This window comes from Microbacterium sp. SYP-A9085 (assembly GCF_009649635.1).
GTDB lineage: Bacteria > Actinomycetota > Actinomycetes > Actinomycetales > Microbacteriaceae > Microbacterium.
On record NZ_WJII01000003.1, the window covers coordinates 86,746 to 102,552 of the forward strand.

16 protein-coding genes are annotated in these 15,807 nt (G+C 72.0%); 3 read left to right on the top strand and 13 right to left on the bottom strand.

What is annotated here, in order from left to right; genetic code table 11:
- Positions 1-112 precede the first annotated feature (112 nt).
- A complete protein-coding gene (locus GH740_RS08155) occupies positions 113-1,489 on the top strand; it encodes an MFS transporter (RefSeq protein ID WP_153745782.1) in 1,377 nt (458 codons plus the stop codon).
- A gap of 120 nt (positions 1,490-1,609) precedes the next feature.
- Here GH740_RS08155 and GH740_RS08160 read toward each other — a convergent pair whose 3' ends face one another.
- From GH740_RS08160 to GH740_RS08190, 7 genes are all read right to left on the bottom strand, one after another.
- A complete protein-coding gene (locus GH740_RS08160) occupies positions 1,610-2,461 on the bottom strand; it encodes an aldehyde dehydrogenase family protein (protein WP_153745630.1) in 852 nt (283 codons plus the stop codon).
- On the bottom strand, positions 2,458-3,954 hold the full coding sequence (locus GH740_RS08165; protein WP_153745631.1) for an aldehyde dehydrogenase family protein: 1,497 nt from the start codon (positions 3,952-3,954) through the stop codon (positions 2,458-2,460). Before GH740_RS08165 ends, GH740_RS08160 begins: the two co-directional genes overlap by 4 nt.
- A gap of 8 nt (positions 3,955-3,962) precedes the next feature.
- The gene (gene deoC / locus GH740_RS08170) at positions 3,963-4,964 is read right to left on the bottom strand and encodes a deoxyribose-phosphate aldolase (RefSeq protein ID WP_153745632.1); all 1,002 of its coding nucleotides are present in this window, start codon (positions 4,962-4,964) and stop codon (positions 3,963-3,965) included.
- Positions 4,961-5,701: a hypothetical protein gene (locus GH740_RS08175; RefSeq protein ID WP_153745633.1), complete on the bottom strand. Its 741-nt coding sequence runs from the start codon at positions 5,699-5,701 to the stop codon at positions 4,961-4,963. Before GH740_RS08175 ends, deoC begins: the two co-directional genes overlap by 4 nt.
- Positions 5,698-6,633, bottom strand: a complete 936-nt coding sequence (locus GH740_RS08180) for a sugar-binding transcriptional regulator (RefSeq protein ID WP_367641131.1) — start codon at positions 6,631-6,633, stop codon at positions 5,698-5,700. Before GH740_RS08180 ends, GH740_RS08175 begins: the two co-directional genes overlap by 4 nt.
- 95 nt (positions 6,634-6,728) lie before the next feature.
- On the bottom strand, positions 6,729-7,703 hold the full coding sequence (locus GH740_RS08185) for a bifunctional riboflavin kinase/FAD synthetase (RefSeq protein ID WP_153745634.1): 975 nt from the start codon (positions 7,701-7,703) through the stop codon (positions 6,729-6,731).
- Positions 7,700-8,116, bottom strand: coding sequence for a hypothetical protein (locus tag GH740_RS08190; protein WP_172978337.1), 417 nt, complete (start codon positions 8,114-8,116; stop codon positions 7,700-7,702). The genes GH740_RS08185 and GH740_RS08190 overlap by 4 nt, the downstream gene beginning before the upstream one ends.
- Positions 8,117-8,301: 185 nt before the next feature.
- Here GH740_RS08190 and GH740_RS08195 point away from each other — a divergent pair, with 185 nt between their 5' ends.
- Positions 8,302-9,354, top strand: coding sequence for a peptidoglycan DD-metalloendopeptidase family protein (locus tag GH740_RS08195; protein ID WP_153745636.1), 1,053 nt, complete (start codon positions 8,302-8,304; stop codon positions 9,352-9,354).
- Positions 9,355-9,360: 6 nt separating this feature from the next.
- Here GH740_RS08195 and GH740_RS08200 read toward each other — a convergent pair whose 3' ends face one another.
- Genes GH740_RS08200 through GH740_RS08210 form a run of 3 tightly spaced genes read right to left on the bottom strand, consistent with a single transcriptional unit; the run spans position 9,361 to position 11,257 of the window.
- Entirely contained in the window at positions 9,361-9,729 is a 369-nt protein-coding gene (locus tag GH740_RS08200; RefSeq protein WP_153745637.1) for a hypothetical protein, read from the bottom strand.
- Entirely contained in the window at positions 9,726-10,622 is an 897-nt protein-coding gene (gene truB, locus GH740_RS08205; protein ID WP_153745638.1) for a tRNA pseudouridine(55) synthase TruB, read from the bottom strand. The genes GH740_RS08200 and truB overlap by 4 nt, the downstream gene beginning before the upstream one ends.
- Positions 10,622-11,257, bottom strand: a complete 636-nt coding sequence (locus GH740_RS08210; RefSeq protein ID WP_153745639.1) for a uridine kinase — start codon at positions 11,255-11,257, stop codon at positions 10,622-10,624. Before GH740_RS08210 ends, truB begins: the two co-directional genes overlap by 1 nt.
- A 36-nt stretch (positions 11,258-11,293) precedes the next feature.
- Between GH740_RS08210 and GH740_RS08215 the strand changes: the two genes are divergently transcribed.
- Positions 11,294-12,178 carry an A/G-specific adenine glycosylase gene (locus GH740_RS08215; RefSeq protein WP_367641135.1) on the top strand — a complete coding sequence of 295 codons (885 nt, stop codon included), beginning with the start codon at positions 11,294-11,296 and terminating at the stop codon, positions 12,176-12,178.
- A 12-nt stretch (positions 12,179-12,190) separates the two neighbouring features.
- Here the strand turns inward: GH740_RS08215 and rbfA are convergent, their stop codons facing one another.
- The 3 genes from rbfA to GH740_RS08230 form a co-directional block, all read right to left on the bottom strand.
- Complete coding sequence (rbfA, locus tag GH740_RS08220; protein WP_153745641.1) at positions 12,191-12,625, bottom strand: 30S ribosome-binding factor RbfA; 435 nt, start codon at positions 12,623-12,625, stop codon at positions 12,191-12,193.
- A gap of 60 nt (positions 12,626-12,685) precedes the next feature.
- Positions 12,686-15,457: a translation initiation factor IF-2 gene (gene infB, locus GH740_RS08225; protein ID WP_367641137.1), complete on the bottom strand. Its 2,772-nt coding sequence runs from the start codon at positions 15,455-15,457 to the stop codon at positions 12,686-12,688.
- Between the two features lie 92 nt (positions 15,458-15,549).
- Complete coding sequence (locus GH740_RS08230; RefSeq protein WP_153745643.1) at positions 15,550-15,801, bottom strand: YlxR family protein; 252 nt, start codon at positions 15,799-15,801, stop codon at positions 15,550-15,552.
- Between the last annotated feature and the right edge of the window lie 6 nt (positions 15,802-15,807).

Sequence of the window (15,807 nt, forward strand, 5' to 3'; positions counted from 1 at the left end):
CGGTCCCCGCGTGTCATTCTAGTGCATTCCGGCCCGATTCCCCGAGCGGCGGCGCCGGATGGGGATGTGGCCCCGCCGGGTACCGGCGTAGTGTTTCGATGTGGACGACACGATGGCGGGTCCCGAGGCGCTCAGCACGCGCACGGAGCGCCTCGTGCTGTGGGTTGCGATCCTCGCCTCGTTCGTCAGCTTCCTGGACGGCACCGTCGTCAACGTCGCTCTGCCCGCGATCCAGCGGGAGCTCGGCGGCGGGCTGGTGACGCAGCAGTGGGTGGTGGATGCCTACCTCATCACGCTGGGCGCGCTGATCCTCGTGGCGGGGTCGCTCAGCGACGTGTTCGGGCGCATCGTGGTACTGCGCGTGGGCCTGGTCGGCTTCGGCATAGCGTCGGTGGCGATCGCCGCCGCGCCCGATCCGCTGCTGCTCGTGCTGTTCCGCGGCGTGCAGGGGATCGCGGGGGCGCTGCTGGTGCCCAGTTCGCTGGCCCTGATCATGTCGACGTTCCGCGGGGCCGCGCAGAGCAAGGCCATCGGCACGTGGACCGGCGCGACCACGGCGGCCCTGGTCGTCGGGCCGGTGCTGGGCGGCGTGTTCGTGGACCTCATGACGTGGCGGCTCGTGTTCCTCATCAACGTCCTGCCGATCGCCGTGACGCTGTGGCTGCTGGTCATGCTCGGTCAGCGCGACAAGCGGGATCCCGGCGCCCGGGTGGACTGGACCGGCGCCGTGCTGTGCACGGTGGGCCTGGCCGGGACTGTATTCGCGCTGATCGAGCAGGAGCGGATGGGATGGGCATCCCCCGCCATCTGGGGCACCATGACGGTCGGCTCGCTGTGCGTCATTGCGTTCGTGGTCCGGCAGCGATTCGCGGCCCGGCCGATGATGCCGCTGGGACTGTTCCGCATCCGCAACTTCTCCGCCGGAAACCTGGCGACCGCGTTCGTGTACGGCGCGCTGGCGCTGAACGGGCTCGTGCTCACGGTGTACCTGCAGCAGGGCGCCGGGCTGCCGGCGACGCTCGCGGGGCTGGCGGGTCTGCCGCTGACGATCATCATGATCCTCTTCAGCTCGTACGTGGGCGGATGGTCGGGGAAGATCGGTCCGCGCCTTTTCATGACGGTGGGTCCGCTCGTGATGGCCGGCGGCGCCGCCCTGCTGCTGACGGTGCGGGAGGACTTCAACTACTGGACGCAGGTGCTGCCGGCGGTCATCGTGTTCGGCATCGGACTGACCCTCACCGTGGCCCCGCTGACCGCGGCCATCCTCGGGGCCATCGAACCGGCGCGCTCGGGCATTGCGTCTGCCGTGAACAACGCCGTCGCGCGGGTCGCGGGGCTGATAGCGGTGGCCCTCCTCGGCGTGATCGCCGGCGGCGTGCTGAACCTGGAGGGCTTCTACCGCGCGGCGATCGTCACGGCCGCGCTGATGGCGGTCGGCGGCGTCGTGTCGTTCATCGGCATCCGCAACCCCGAAGCCGCCGACGCTTAGCGGCATCCGACATCCTCACCGCCGTGTCGAGAACAGGCGATGGGGCGAGAACAGGCGGTCTGCGCGACCGATCCGCCTGTTTTGACCCCATCGCCTGTTTTCAGGACGAGGGATGCCGGGTCAGAGCATGCTCTTGGGGTGCCACACCGTCTTTATCTCGGTGAACGCGGCGATCCGCTGCGGAGAGGGCACCGGGTCGCCGGGCACCAGGACGCGCTTGAGCGTCTCGGCGGCCCGGATCTGCAGGTCGACCCAGTCGATGCCGCCGGCGCCGGCCAGGTCCAGCGCGTTCACGTCGGCGTGGTCGGCGAGCCAGGGGGCGAGTTCGGCCGGCGACCCGGTGAGCACGTTGACGACACCGCCGGGGACGTCGCTGGTGGCGAGCACTTCGGCCAGGCTCACGGCCGACAGGGGATGCCGCTCGCTGGCGACCACCACGACGGCGTTCCCGGCCACCAGCGCCGGCGCCACCGCCGCGGACAGGCCCAGCAGTGCGGAGTCCTGCGGCGCGATGATGGCGACCACGCCGCTGGGCTCGGGGGCGGAGATGTTGAAGTAGGCGCCGGCCACCGGGTTCAGGCCCCCGGCCACCTGCGCGTATTTGTCGCACCATCCCGCGTACCAGACCCACAGGTCGATCGCCGCGTCCACCTGGGCTCCGGCGGCCGAGGCCGACACGCCCTCCTGCGCGACGATCTCGTCGGCGAACTGGCCGCGGCGGCCCTCGAGCAGCTCGGCGACCCGGTACAGCACCTGGCCGCGGTTGTACGCCGTTGCGCCGGCCCAGCCGCCCTGCGCGGCGCGGGCCGCGCGCACGGCGTCGCGGGCGTCCTTGCGCGATGCCTTCGCCGCGTTCGCGAGGAACCCTCCGGTGGCGGAGAGCACCTCGTACGTGCGGCCGGACTCGCTGCGCGGGAACGCTCCGCCGATAGCGAGCTTGTACGTCTTCGGGACCGTCAGGCGGGCGCTCATCGGGTGACCTCCTTGCGGGTCCGGCGGGCGATCGGGGTGGCGGCCTTCGGCGCGGCCAGGGCGGGCTTGAGGTACGCGGTCAGGCCGTGCCGGCCGCCCTCGCGGCCGTACCCGGACTCCTTGTACCCGCCGAACGGGCTGGACGGATCGAACCTATTGAAAGTGTTCGCCCACACGACGCCGGCGCGCAGCTTGTCGGCGACGGCGAGGATCCGCGAGCCCTTGTCGCTCCAGATGCCGGCGGACAGGCCGTACGGCGTGTTGTTGGCCTTCGCTATCGCCTCGGCGGGCGTGCGGAACGTGAGCACCGACAGCACCGGTCCGAACACCTCCTCGCGCGCTATCCGGTGGGATGCCTCGACCCGCGTGAACACGGTGGGGGCGAACCAGAACCCCTTGTCGGGGATGGCGCACTCCGCGGTCCAGCGCTGTGCGCCCTCCTGCTCGCCGACGGCGGTCAGCATCCGGATGCGCTCGAGCTGCTCGGCCGAGTTGATGGCGCCGATGTCGGTGTTCTTGTCGAGCGGATCGCCCAGCCGCAGCGTGGACAGCCGCGTCTTGAGCCGGTCGATGACCTCGTCGTGGATCGACTCCTGCACGAGCAGGCGGCTGCCCGCGCAGCACACGTGGCCCTGGTTGAAGAAGATGCCGTTGACGATGCCCTCGATCGCCTGGTCGATGGGAGCGTCGTCGAAGACGATGTTCGCGGCCTTGCCGCCCAGCTCCAGCGTCACCGACTTGCCGGTGCCGGCGACCGTGCGCGCAATCTCGCGCCCCACGGCGGTCGAGCCGGTGAACGCGACCTTGTCGACATCCGGATGCCGCACGAGCGCCGCCCCGGTCGCGCCCGCGCCGGTCACGATGTTCACGACCCCCGCGGGCAGGTCGGCCTGCTGCAGGATCTCGGCGAAGATCAACGCCGTCAGCGGCGTCGTCTCGGCGGGCTTGAGCACCACGGTGTTCCCGGCCGCGAGGGCCGGCGCGAGCTTCCACGCGAGCATCAGCAGCGGGAAGTTCCACGGGATGATCTGCCCCGCCACGCCGTGCGCGCGCGGGTCGGCGCCGAGCCCGGCGTAGTCCAGCTTGTCGGCCCAACCGGCGTAGTAGAAGAACCAGGCCGCCACCAGCGGCACGTCGACGTCGCGGCTCTCCTTGATCGGCTTGCCGTTGTCCAGGCTCTCGGCGACCGCGAGCTCACGGGCTCGCTCCTGCACGAGCCGGGCGATGCGGAAAAGGTACTTCCCGCGGTCGCGGCCGCTCATCTTGCCCCACACCTTCGTGTGGGCGCGGCGGGCGGCCGCCACGGCGGCATCCACATCCGCGTCGGAGCCGAGCGCTATCTCGGCGATCGGCGATTCGTCGGCCGGGGAGATGGTGGTGAAAGTGCCGCCGGTGCCGTCGACGAACTCACCGTCGATGAAGAGACCGTACGCGTCCTTGAGGGTCAGGATGCCGCGCGATTCCGGCGCGGGTGCGTAGTCGAGGAATCCCATGATGTCTCTCAGTCCAGGGTGACGTAGTCGGGGCCGGAGTACCGGCCGGTGGCGACCTTCTGCCGCTGCAGAAGGACGTCGTTGAGAAGGCTCGAGGCGCCGAAGCGGAAAAGGTGCGGCGCGAGCCAGTCCTCGCCGGCGGTCTCGGCGACCGTGACGAGGTACTTCACGGCGTCCTTCGAGCTGCGGATGCCGCCGGCCGGCTTCACGCCGATCCGCTCGCCGGACAGGCGGTGCCAGTCGCGGACGACCTCGAGCATCAGCAGCGTGACCGGCAGGGTGGCCGCCGGCGCCACCTTCCCGGTGGACGTCTTGATGAAGTCGCCGCCGGCGAGGATCGCCAGCCACGACGCGCGCTTGACGTTGTCGTACGTGTTCAACTCGCCGGTCTCCAGGATCACCTTCAGCGCGGCCGTGCTGCCGTCGGCGCGGCGGCAGGCCTCCTTCACCTGCACTATCTGGTCGAACACCTGCGAGTACCGGCCGGCCAGGAATGCGCCCCGGTCGATCACCATGTCGATCTCGTCGGCGCCGGCCTCCACGGCGTCCCGGGTGTCGGCGAGCTTGACCTGCAGCGAGGCGCGGCCGCTCGGGAACGCGGTGGCCACCGCGGCCACCGCGATGCCGCCGGTGTCGGGATCGCCGTGCCGGTCGCCGAGTGCCGCGACAGCGTGCGGCACCATGTCGCCGTACACGCAGACGGCCGCGACGGGCGGGCAGGTGGAATCCGCGGCATCCGGGTGCGCGGCCTTCGCGACGAGGGAGCGGACCTTGCCGGGCGTGTCGGCGCCCTCCAGGGTCGTCAGGTCGATGAGGCCGATGATGCGGTCCAGCGCCCACGCCTTCGACGTCGTCTTGATCGAGCGGGTGCCCAGGGCCGCGGCGCGCTGTTCCAGGCCGACGGCGTCGACGCCGGGCAGGCCGTGCAGGAAGCGGCGCAGCGTGGTGTTGTCGGGTGCGCCGCCGAGGACATCCACCGCCGTCCGGCGGCTCAGTTCACGGGTTGTCATGATTCCTCCAGGGACGCCGGGGCGTCGCGCACGAGCGTCGCGACGTAGGCGTCGGGTTCCAGCCCGCGACGGCGGGCCTCGTCTTCGATGCGGGCTATCGCCGCGGGCGACAGCGTGCCGGCTGCGCCGCCGCGGGGGTCGGGCAGCAGCAGGGACAGCACGGGGACGACGACGGCACCGAGCGCGGCGAGGATGGCGGCGACGCCGAGCACGCGCGGGTACACCTGGTCGTCGACGGTGTCCGATCCCCAGATCAAATACACGATCATGCCGACCACGACCGCGAACAGCGCGAGCGTGATCCACAGCCCCACCCGCACCGGCATCCGGCGGCGGTCCGACAGCAGCAGCAGCAGGCTGCCGAGCGCCAGGGCGGCGGACAGCGCGATCGCGGTGCCGGTGATCTTCCACACCGTCTCCCACGCGTCGCCGTACGGCCCGTCGTACCAGATGGTCCAGATCACGAGGGCGCCCGCGACGATCGAGACGACGACGCCCGCCATGCCGACCGGCGCCAGCACGCGGCCCAGGAGCGCCGCGCAGCACAGCACCGCCACGCTGAAAGCGCCGACGGTGGCGGTCGTGCCGATCACGCGTCCGGCGGTCTCGCCGAGGTCGCCGCCCAGGAGCACGACGATGCCGCCGGCGGCGGCCAGAGTGAACGCCACGACGATCACGGCGACGACGATCCGGCGCAGCCGGGAGACGGGAGAGCGGGGCAAGGTGACAGTGGTCATGCGTCCTCCAGGAGGGCTCGGGCGGTGGCCTCGTCGGTCACGACCACGGTACACAGGCCCGCGGTCACGACGGTGCGCGCGAGGTCGTGTTTGGCCGCGCCGGCCGTCACGAAGATGGCGGTGTCGGCTTCGCGCAGGCGCGCCAGCGGCATCCCGACGGTGCGCGCATCAAGGGCGGGATCGACGATCCCCGCCTCCGCGTCGATGTAGCGGCCCAGCACGTCGCCGACCGCGCCGCGCTGCTGCAGGCGCCGGATGTCGTCGGCGTCGAGATATCCGTTCTCGACGTGTGCCGACGTGGCGTCGCACACCCCCGCGGCGAACATGTACGCCTGCGCATGGGCGGCGGCGTCCAGCACCGCCGCGACGGTGCGGTCGGACTGGATGGCGCGCGCCGTCTCCTCCTGCTCGAGGATCGCCGGGCTCGGCAGCAGGACGGCCTGGCCGGACGCGCGCTCGGCGATGGTGGCGGCCAGGTGCGCGGCGCCGCCCGGGCGCCGGTTCACGCTGACGCCGCCGTTGACCTGCACGACGGTGACGCCGTGCGCCCACCCGGCCGGAAGGTGCTCGCCGACGGCGGTCAGCGTCCTCCCCCAGCTCACGCCGAGCGTCCGCGGGACGGGGCGCAGGGCGCGCAGGTGGTCGGCGGCGGCCTGCGCGACCCGGTCGATGCCCGCGCCGTCGTCGCCCGCAGGCACCACGACCGCGTCCGTCAGGCGCGGGTAGCGCTGGACGAGCGCGCGTTCCAGCCCGAGCCGGCGGGCGCTGGGATGCACTATCTCGATGCGCACTATCCCGCTGTCGCGGGCGCGGGTCAGAAGCCGGCCGACCTTGAACCGCGAGATGTCCAGGAGCGCCCCGATCTCGTCCTGCGTCTTGCCGGCGTCGTAGTACAGCTCGGCGACGCGGACCGACAGCAGTTCGTCGTCCACGGGTCTCCTCCTCGACGACGAGGATACGCCGCGCCGAGCATCTGTGCACGAGCGTGCACAGATGAGCACTCGGACGTGCGCGGCGTGCTCAGGTGTCAGCCGAGCAGGTCGCGCACCCGTCGCACGTCGTCGGCCATCTGCGCCGTGAGCGCGTCGACGCCGTCGAACGCCACCATGCCGCGGACCCGGTGGGTGAACTCGATCTGGACGTCGTGCCCGTACAGGTCGAGGTCGGTCTCGTCCAGCACATGCGCCTCCACGACCCGCTGGGGGACGTCGTCGAACGTGGGGTTGGTGCCCACGCTGATCGCCGCCGGGTAGCGTGTGCTGCGCGACATGCCGGAGGTCGGCCGGCCCATCCGCGGCGCCTGGTCGATGAGCCACCCGGCGTACACGCCGTCGGCCGGGACGAAGCCTTCCATCCGCGGGGACAGGTTCGCGGTCGGGAAGCCGAGTTCGCGCCCGCGCTTGAGCCCGTGCACCACTTCACCCCACACCGCATGCGGCCGTCCCAGCAGCTTCGCCGCGGTCTGCACGTCCCCGTCGGCGAGCGCCTCGCGGATCCACGTGGAGGACACCCGGCGCGCGGTCGTGATGGCGCGCACGTCGTCGATGAGATCGACCCGGTATCCGAGTCGCTCGCCCATACGCTGCAGCAGCTCCAGGTTGCCGGCGCCGCCGCGCCCGAAACGGAAGTCGCGGCCGACCATCACGGTCTGCACATGGAGGGCGTCAACGAGCACGCTCTGGACGAAGTCCTCGGCCGGCACCGCGGCCATCCGCTCATCGAAGCGGAGCATCAGCGTCGCGTCGATCCCGGTCTGCGCGAGCAGCTGCAGCTTCTGATTGATGCCGATGACGTCCTCGGGACACAGTTCGGGCCGCAGGACCGCCAGCGGGTTCCGGTCGAACGTGACCGCCACGACCTTCGCCGCGCGGTCCGCGGCGTCCACCCTCGCCCGCGCGAGCACTCCGCGGTGCCCGGCGTGGACGCCGTCGAACTTCCCGATCGCCACCACGGACGGCCCGAAACCGGCGGGCACCTCGGCGGGGTCGCGGAAAACGATCATGACACGGTGGGCGCCGCCTCGCCCGCGGCGACGGTCACGGGGCGGTGGGCGACGAGCCACCACAGACCCAGGAACGGCAGGACCAGGGGCACGAACACGTATCCGATGCCGTAGAACGACCACACCGTCGGCTCCGGGAACAGGTCCGGGCGCACAAGACTGAGCGTTCCGATCGCGAGGACGCCCACGAGTTCGAACGAGATGGCGACCCACGCGATCCGGTACCACGGGCGCGACGCCGAGAAGACCAGTGCCAGCGTCGCGAGGATGTAGACGAGAGCCGAGACGGCCGACAGCGTGAAAGCGAGCGGCGCGTGAGCGAACCGCTCGATGATCTGCACGAGGGAGCGGCCGGCGGCGGCGAGCGCGAGCACCGCGTACACGACGACGAGGACGCGACCGATACCCGTCATGCGGCGAGGGCGGGATAGCGATGACATGACACTCGATCCTACGTCGACCGCGTCGGCCTCACTCACACCATCCGTCTCATACACCTCATCCATCTCGGCAGTGGACAGACACACCAGGAAGTGACACCATTTGCAGACGGCACCCGACCGCAGTCCCTGTCCGCCCTCTCACCGAAGTGCAGCCCATGCGATCGATCCGTCCCGCCATCCCTGTCGCCCTTGCGACCGCCGCCCTCGTCGTGGCCCTGGCCCTTCCCGTCTCCCCCGCGACGGCAGCGCCCCTGGCCGCGTCGGCCGTCGAACCGACGCCGCCCGCCGCGACCGTGTTCCTGACCCCGCTGAAGGCGAAGACGTACAACGTCTCGTCGTACTACGGGCCGCGGTGCATGCCGATGGCGGGCGCGTCGACATTCCACCTCGGCCTGGATATGGCGGCGCCCGGCGGCGCGCCGATCTCCGCCGTCGCGGGCGGCGTCGTGGTGGCGACCGTCGACGGCACCGCGGCCCGGGCGGGGTACATAAAGGTGCGCCATCTGGTGGACGGGACGACGTACACGTCGATCTACTACCACATCTGGAAATCCACGACCCACGTCGTCGTCGGTCAGATTGTGACCGCCGGCCAGCGCATCAGCGAGGTGGGCACCAGCGGCGTCTCCGGCGGCAACCACCTGCACCTGGAGATCTGGGAGGGCGCGCCGGGAGCCGCGCACTCCGTCGACCCGGCGCGGTTCATGACCGCGCACGGCGTCGACCTGCACCACGGCGCGACAGCGGTCACCGCGGCGAAGACGCCGGCCACGTGCACGTACTACGCGGCGGCCCCGCTGAACTTCCGCAGCGGCCCGTCGCTGGCATCCGGCGTCATCCGCACCCTGCCCGCGCGCACCGCGGTGATCCATGTGCCCGGCGAAGAGTCGGGAGGCTTCGTGCCGGTGCGGGTTGGCGGGCAGAGCGGCTGGGTGTCGGCCCTGTACGTGTCGCCCACGCTTCCGCCGGTGGTTGTCCCTCGCCCCGCACCGGCCGCGGTGGCGGCGCACCCCCTGAAGCCGCCCACCTACCGGACGACCAGCGCGCTGAACCTGCGGAAATCCTCGTCGCTGACCGGCGCTCGGATCCTCGTGATCCCCAAGGGTGCCGACGTCGGAGCCGTGAAGGCCTCGAAGGGCGTGCGGCGGCAGGTGGTCTACAAGGGCAGGACCGGCTGGGTGCACTCCGCATACCTCGCGCGGCGGTGAGCCTGCTCAGGCGAGCTGGATCGTCCAGATCACCTGCATCCGCCACACCATCACGGCCACCGCCAGGGCGGCGATGCCCATGATCACGGTGCTCCAGCGGCTGCGCTCCAGCAGCGCCCAGACCACGCCCGCCGGCGGCAGCAGCACCGCGGAGACGAGGTACACCCAGTATTCGAGCAGGCTCCCGGTGGGCGGGTTGCCGGCCAGCGGCGCGACGACGGCGATGACGACCTGGGCTATCAGCAGCACCTCGAGCACGGCCACCGCGCCGACCGTCAGGTCGCTGGGCCGGCGCCCAGCGAGCCCGAGCACGACGCACAGCACGCCGCCGATCGCCGCGACGGCCACCGTGACGATCGTGAACCACAGGATCATGCGCTCTCCTCGGGCATGTTCATGACGCTTTTCACGTCGTCGCCGCGCCGCTCGATCACGCCGACGAGCCGGCCCTCCGGGTCGACAGCGGCGGCGCGCGGTCCGGTGAAGGCGTCCGCGAGTCCCGGGACGCGCTTGCCGTGGCGCAGGTCCCGCGCCTGGTCGGCGTCCGGGTGCACCTCGGGCATCACGAGGGCGGCGGCGCGGGCGGGGGGCAACAGCGGGGCGTGCGCGAGGTCGTCGGCGGATGCCGCGTCCGCCACCGGGAACGGGCCGATGCGGGTGCGCCGCAGGGCCGTGAGATGCCCGCCGACGCCGAGGTGCTCGCCCAGATCGCGGGCGAGCGCCCGCACGTAGGTGCCGCTGGAGCAGGTGACGGCGACGTCGACGTCGCGGCATCCGTCGCCGTCCCGGACCGCGAGCACGTCGAACGAGGAGATGACGACGTCGCGGGCCTTCAACGCGACATCCTGCCCCGCCCGCGCAAGATCGTACGCGCGGCGGCCGTCGACCTTGATCGCCGAGACACGGCTGGGCACCTGCGCGATGGGCCCGGTCAGGCCGGCGACGCCCGCGTCGATGCGCTCACGGGTGACGGCGGCGAGGGCGGATGCCGCAGCCGTGGCCGTGATCTGCCCGTCGGCGTCGTCGGTGTCGGTGGCGGCGCCGAGCCGGATAGTGGCGGTGTAGTCCTTGTCGAGCCCGACGACGAACGTGAGCAGGCGGGTCGCGGCGCCCACGCCGAGGATCAGCAGGCCCGTGGCCATCGGGTCCAGGGTGCCGGCGTGACCGATCTTCCGGGTGTCCAGCGCCCGGCGCGCGCGGGCGACGACGTCGTGACTGGTGATCCCGCCCGGCTTGTCCACGAGCAGGATGCCGTCCGGCTGCGCCATCAGCAGGAGTCCCGGAAGACCTGGACCGGATGCTGCGGATCGGTCACGTCGACCAAAGCCGACGCGCGCTGCACCGGCTGCTCGCGCAGGTAGGCGAGCTCGGTCCGGCTGTACGGCGCGTCCATCGAGCGGCCCTCGCGGGCGGCCAGGGCGCTGTCGGCGACCTCGAGCCACACCGAGAAGTGCCAGATGCCGCGCAGCGCCGGCGTGTTCAGGAACGGCCCGTCCACGACGATCACGGCGTCCTCGGGCGCCGTCACCCAGCGGGCCTCGGCGGGCCGCTCGCGGCGCGGATCCCACGCGGCCAGCTGGAAGCCCGTCGTCGCCGAGGTGTGCACGCCGCCGCGGAACGGATCGACGAGCACCCGCCGGAACGTCTCCTCGTCGAACCAGGCGGGCTCGCGGGAGTGCCCGGGGCGCGCCCTCGGCGGCAGCAGGAATCCGTCCGCGCCGGCACGGAACACGGCCGTGCCGTCCTCCGCGACGACGTCGGCGAAAGCGTCCGCGAACGCGGCAGTGGCAACGCTCGGCAGCGCGTCGACGGCCACGAGCAGGCGCCCGCCCGGATGGTTCTGCCGCAGCTGTCCGCGCAGGTCGCGCAGCAGCGTGTTGACGGGCGTGATCGGCAGGCGCATGCCTCCACTGTATTCGGACTGCATAGGGTGGATGCCGTGCCCGACCCCGATCTCGCGACGCCGCTGGTGGCCTGGTACCGTGCCGCGGCGCGGGATCTGCCGTGGCGGCGCGCGGCGTTCCACGAGCGGTACGGCGCGTGGGGTGTGCTCGTGAGCGAGTTCATGCTGCAGCAGACGCCGGCGTCCCGCGTCATCCCGCACCTGGAGGCGTGGCTGAACCGGTGGCCGACGCCCGCCGCGCTGGCCGCCGAGCCGCCGGCGGCGGCCGTGCACCAGTGGGCGAACCTCGGGTATCCGCGGCGCGCGCTGTGGCTGCACCGCGCCGCCGCGCAGATAGCCGAGCAGCACGGCGGCACGGTGCCGCGCGACGTGGATGCGCTGCGTGCGCTGTCGGGCGTCGGCGACTACACCGCCCGGGCCGTGGCGGTGTTCGCGTTCGGCGACCGGCATCCGGTCGTGGACACGAACACCCGCCGCGTCCTCGCGCGCGCCCTCGACGGACGGTCGCAGCCCGGTCCGCCGTCAGCACACGATCTGACGCGGATGGCGGGCGCCCTCCCCGCGGGCGACGCGGATGCCGCGACGACGAACGCCGCGACGATGGAGCTCGGTGCCGTGGTGTGCACGGCCCGCGCGCCGCGATGCGGCGCCTGTCCGATCGCGGATGTGTGCGCGTGGCGCGCGGCCGGGTACCCGGACACCGGCGACACGCGGCGCCGGCAGGCGCGGTACGAGGGCAGCGACCGGCAGGCGCGCGGGGCGGTGCTGGCGGTGCTGCGGGATGCCGCGGCCCACACCGTCGGCCAGGCCGACGTGATCGCGGACTGGCCGGATGCGCGTCAGCGCGATCGGGCCATCGATTCGCTGATCGCCGATGGGCTCATCGAGGCCCGGGACGGGATGCTGCGGCTCCCCCACTGAGGGGGCGCCGCGTCACTGCACGTCGTCGTATTCGCGGGGCTTCTGGTACGGGTCGGCGTCGCCGGCGTACGCGGCGCCGACGGCCAGGCCCGCCACGGCGGCGTCGCGCTCGGCCGCCTCGCGCAGCAGGTCCTCGATGTGGCCCGCGTTCTCCGGGATGGCGTCGGCGATGAACTCCAGCGTCGGGGTGAGCCGCACGCCGAGCCCGCGGCCGACTTCGCTGCGCAGCATCCCGGTGGCCGCCCGCAGCGCGTCGGCGGTGTCGTTGCGCGCCTTCTCGTCGCCGAGCACCGTGTAGAACACCGAGGCGTGCTGCAGGTCACCGGTCACGCGCACGTCGGTGATGGTGACGAACCCGAGCCGGGGGTCGCGCAGGCCCTTCTCCAGCCGCTGCGCGATAAGCACGCGGATGCGGTCGGCCAGGCGCGCCTGTCGCTCTGTAGCCATGATTCCTCCTGTGCGTGAGGGGGCGCCGGGGCGCCCCCTCACGATCCGTCAGCGGCGGGGTCAGCCGCGGGGCTTCTCCACCATCTCGATGGTCTCGATCTCGTCGCCCACCTGGATGTCGTTGTACTTGCCCAGGCCGATGCCGGCCTCGAAGTCCGTGCGCACCTCGGTGACGTCGTCCTTGAAGCGACGCAGCGACTCGATGGCCAGGCCGTCGGCGACGACCACGCCGTCGCGGATGACGCGGGCCTTCGCGTTGCGGGTGATTGTTCCCGAACGCACCAGCACACCGGCGATGTTGCCGAACTTCGAGGAGCGGAACACCTCGCGGACCTCGGCGACACCGGACTGGACCTCTTCGAACTCGGGCTTGAGCATGCCCTTCAGCGAGTTCTCGATGTCCTCCAGTGCCGAGTAGATCACCGAGTAGAACCGGATGTCGACGCCCTCGCGCTGTGCGCGCTCGCGGGCCTTCTGGTCCGGCCGGACGTTGAACCCGACGATGATCGCACTGTCGATCGTGGCCAGGTCGACATCCGACTCGGTGATGGCACCCACACCGCGGTGCAGGATCCGCAGCTGGACGGAGTCATCCACCTCGATCTTCAGCAGGGACTCCTCCAGCGCCTCGACGGCACCGGAGACGTCGCCCTTGATGATGAGGTTGAGCGACTCGACCTTGCCCTCCTCGAGAGCCTTCGTGAAGTCCTCGAGCGTGATGCGCTTGCGGGCCTTCGCGAGCTGCGCGTTGCGCTCGGCGGCCTCGCGCTTCTCGGCGATCTGGCGGGCGGTGCGGTCCTCGTCGGTCACGATGAACGTGTCGCCGGCGCGCGGCACCGAGTTCAGGCCCTGCACCTGCACCGGACGGGACGGGGCAGCCTCCTCGACCGCGTCGCCGTTCTCGTCCACCATCGCGCGGACCCGGCCGTACGCGGTGCCCGCGACGATGGCGTCGCCGACGCGCAGCGTCCCGGACTGGATCAGCACCGTGGCGACCGAGCCGCGGCCCTTGTCGAGCTTCGCCTCGATAGCGACGCCGCGGGCGTCCTTGTTCGGGTTGGCCCGCAGGTCGAGCCCGGCATCCGCGGTCAGCAGCACCGCGTCCAGGAGCTCCTGGATGCCGATGTTCTCGCGCGCCGACACGTCCACGAACATGACGTCCCCGCCGTACTCCTCGGCGACCAGCCCGTACTCGGTGAGCTGCTGGCGCACCTTGGCCGGGTTCGCGTCGGGCTTGTCGATCTTGTTCACCGCGACCACGATCGGCACGCCGGCCGCCTGGGCGTGGTTCAGAGCCTCCACCGTCTGCGGCATGATGCCGTCGTCGGCGGCGACCACGAGGATCGCTATGTCGGTCACCTGCGCGCCGCGGGCACGCATGGCGGTGAACGCCTCGTGACCGGGAGTGTCGATGAATGTGACGGCCCGCTCGATCTCGTCGTGCTCGGTCCAGATCTGGTACGCGCCGATGTGCTGCGTGATGCCGCCGGCCTCGCCCGCGACCACGTTCGTCTGCCGGATGGCGTCCAGCAGACGGGTCTTGCCGTGGTCGACGTGGCCCATGACGGTGACCACGGGGGGCCGGATCTCCAGATCCGCGTCGTCCTCTTCGGCCAGCTCCTGCTCGAGGTCCAGACCGAAGCCCTCCAGGAGCTCTTTGTCCTCGTCCTCGGGCGAGACCATCTGGACCTTGTAGCCCAGCTCCTCGCCGAGCACCTCGAACGTGGCCTCGTCCAGCGACTCGGTCGCGGTGGCCATCTCACCGAGGTTGAAAAGGATCGTCACGAGCGTGCCGGGCTGCACGGTGTAGCCCTTGAGCGCCTCGAGCTTGTCGGCGAAGTCGGAGATCGACGCGCCGCGGCGCAGCCGGATGATCTCGCCGTTGCCCTTCTGGACGTTGACGCCGCCGACGACCGGCGCCGACCGCATCTCGAATTCCTGGCGCTTCGCGCGCCTCGACTTGCGCTGCTTCGACTTGCCGCCGCCCTTGCCGAACGCGCCGGCGGTGCCGCCGCCGGGTCCGCGGCCACGGCCGCCGCCACCCGGGCGGCCGGCGAAGCCGCCCCCGGGACGACCGGCGAAACCGCCGCCGGTACCGGTACCGGTTCCGGCGCCGGCACCGGGACGACCGGGACGCTGCTGGAACGGGGCGCCGCCACCGGGACGACCGGGACGGCCGGCGCCGCCGGGACGCGCGCCGGGACGCGGAGCGCCGGGGCGCGGGGCACCCGGGCGCGGCGGCTGCGGCCGCGGCGCCTGGGGGCGCGGGATGTTGCCGGGGCTCGGGCGCTGACCCATCCCCTGCGACGGGGCGAACGGGTTGTTGCCCGGGCGGGGACCGGCCGGACGCTGGCCCATGCCCTGCGCGGACGAGAACGGGTTGTTCCCGGGGCGGGCGCCGCCCGGACGCGGGGCGGGCGCCGAACCGCTGCCGTCGGGGGCGGGCGCGGCGGATGCCGCGGCCGGCTCGGGCGCGGCGGGTGCTGCCGGGGCGGCGGGTGCTGCGGGGGCTGGGGCCTCCGCGGGCGCGCTCGCGGCCGCCGGCTTGGGCGCGGCCGGGCGCGCAGGGCCGGGCTTGGCGCCGGTGGATCCTGCACCGGCGGCCTTGGCGCCGGCGGCCTTGGCCGGTGCGCTCGCGGCGGGCTTGCCGCCGTCACCGGAGGTCTTCGCGCCGTCCGCCGCGAGGGCGGCACGGAGCTTGCGGGCCACCGGAGGTTCGATGGTCGAGGACGGGCTCTTGACGAACTCGCCGAGCTCCTTCAGCTTCGCGAGGGCGACCTTGCTGTCGACGCCGAGCTCGGAAGCAATCTCGTGCACGCGTGGTTTTGCCACAATTCTCCTGTCTGAGGTCTCCCCCAGGCAGGGCAGACCGTTACTTGCGGACGGGTCTCATTTCGAGCCGTTCACTTTGATTCCATAGCCGTTCAGCCTTTTCGCTGGATGTGCTGTTCGATGGTCTGCGTGTCAAGCGGGCCTGACACACGCAATGCGCGTACGAAGGCATGGCGCCGCATCGCGGCCTCCAGGCACTCCTGCGTGTCGTGCACCCACGCTCCCCGCCCGGGCATCACCGCACGCTCGTCAAGAACGAGCCGGGAATCGACCGCCACGACCCGGAGGAGCGTGGACCGCGGGGAGCGTCGGCGGCAGCCGACGCACGTTCGTACAGGTTCCATTCTACA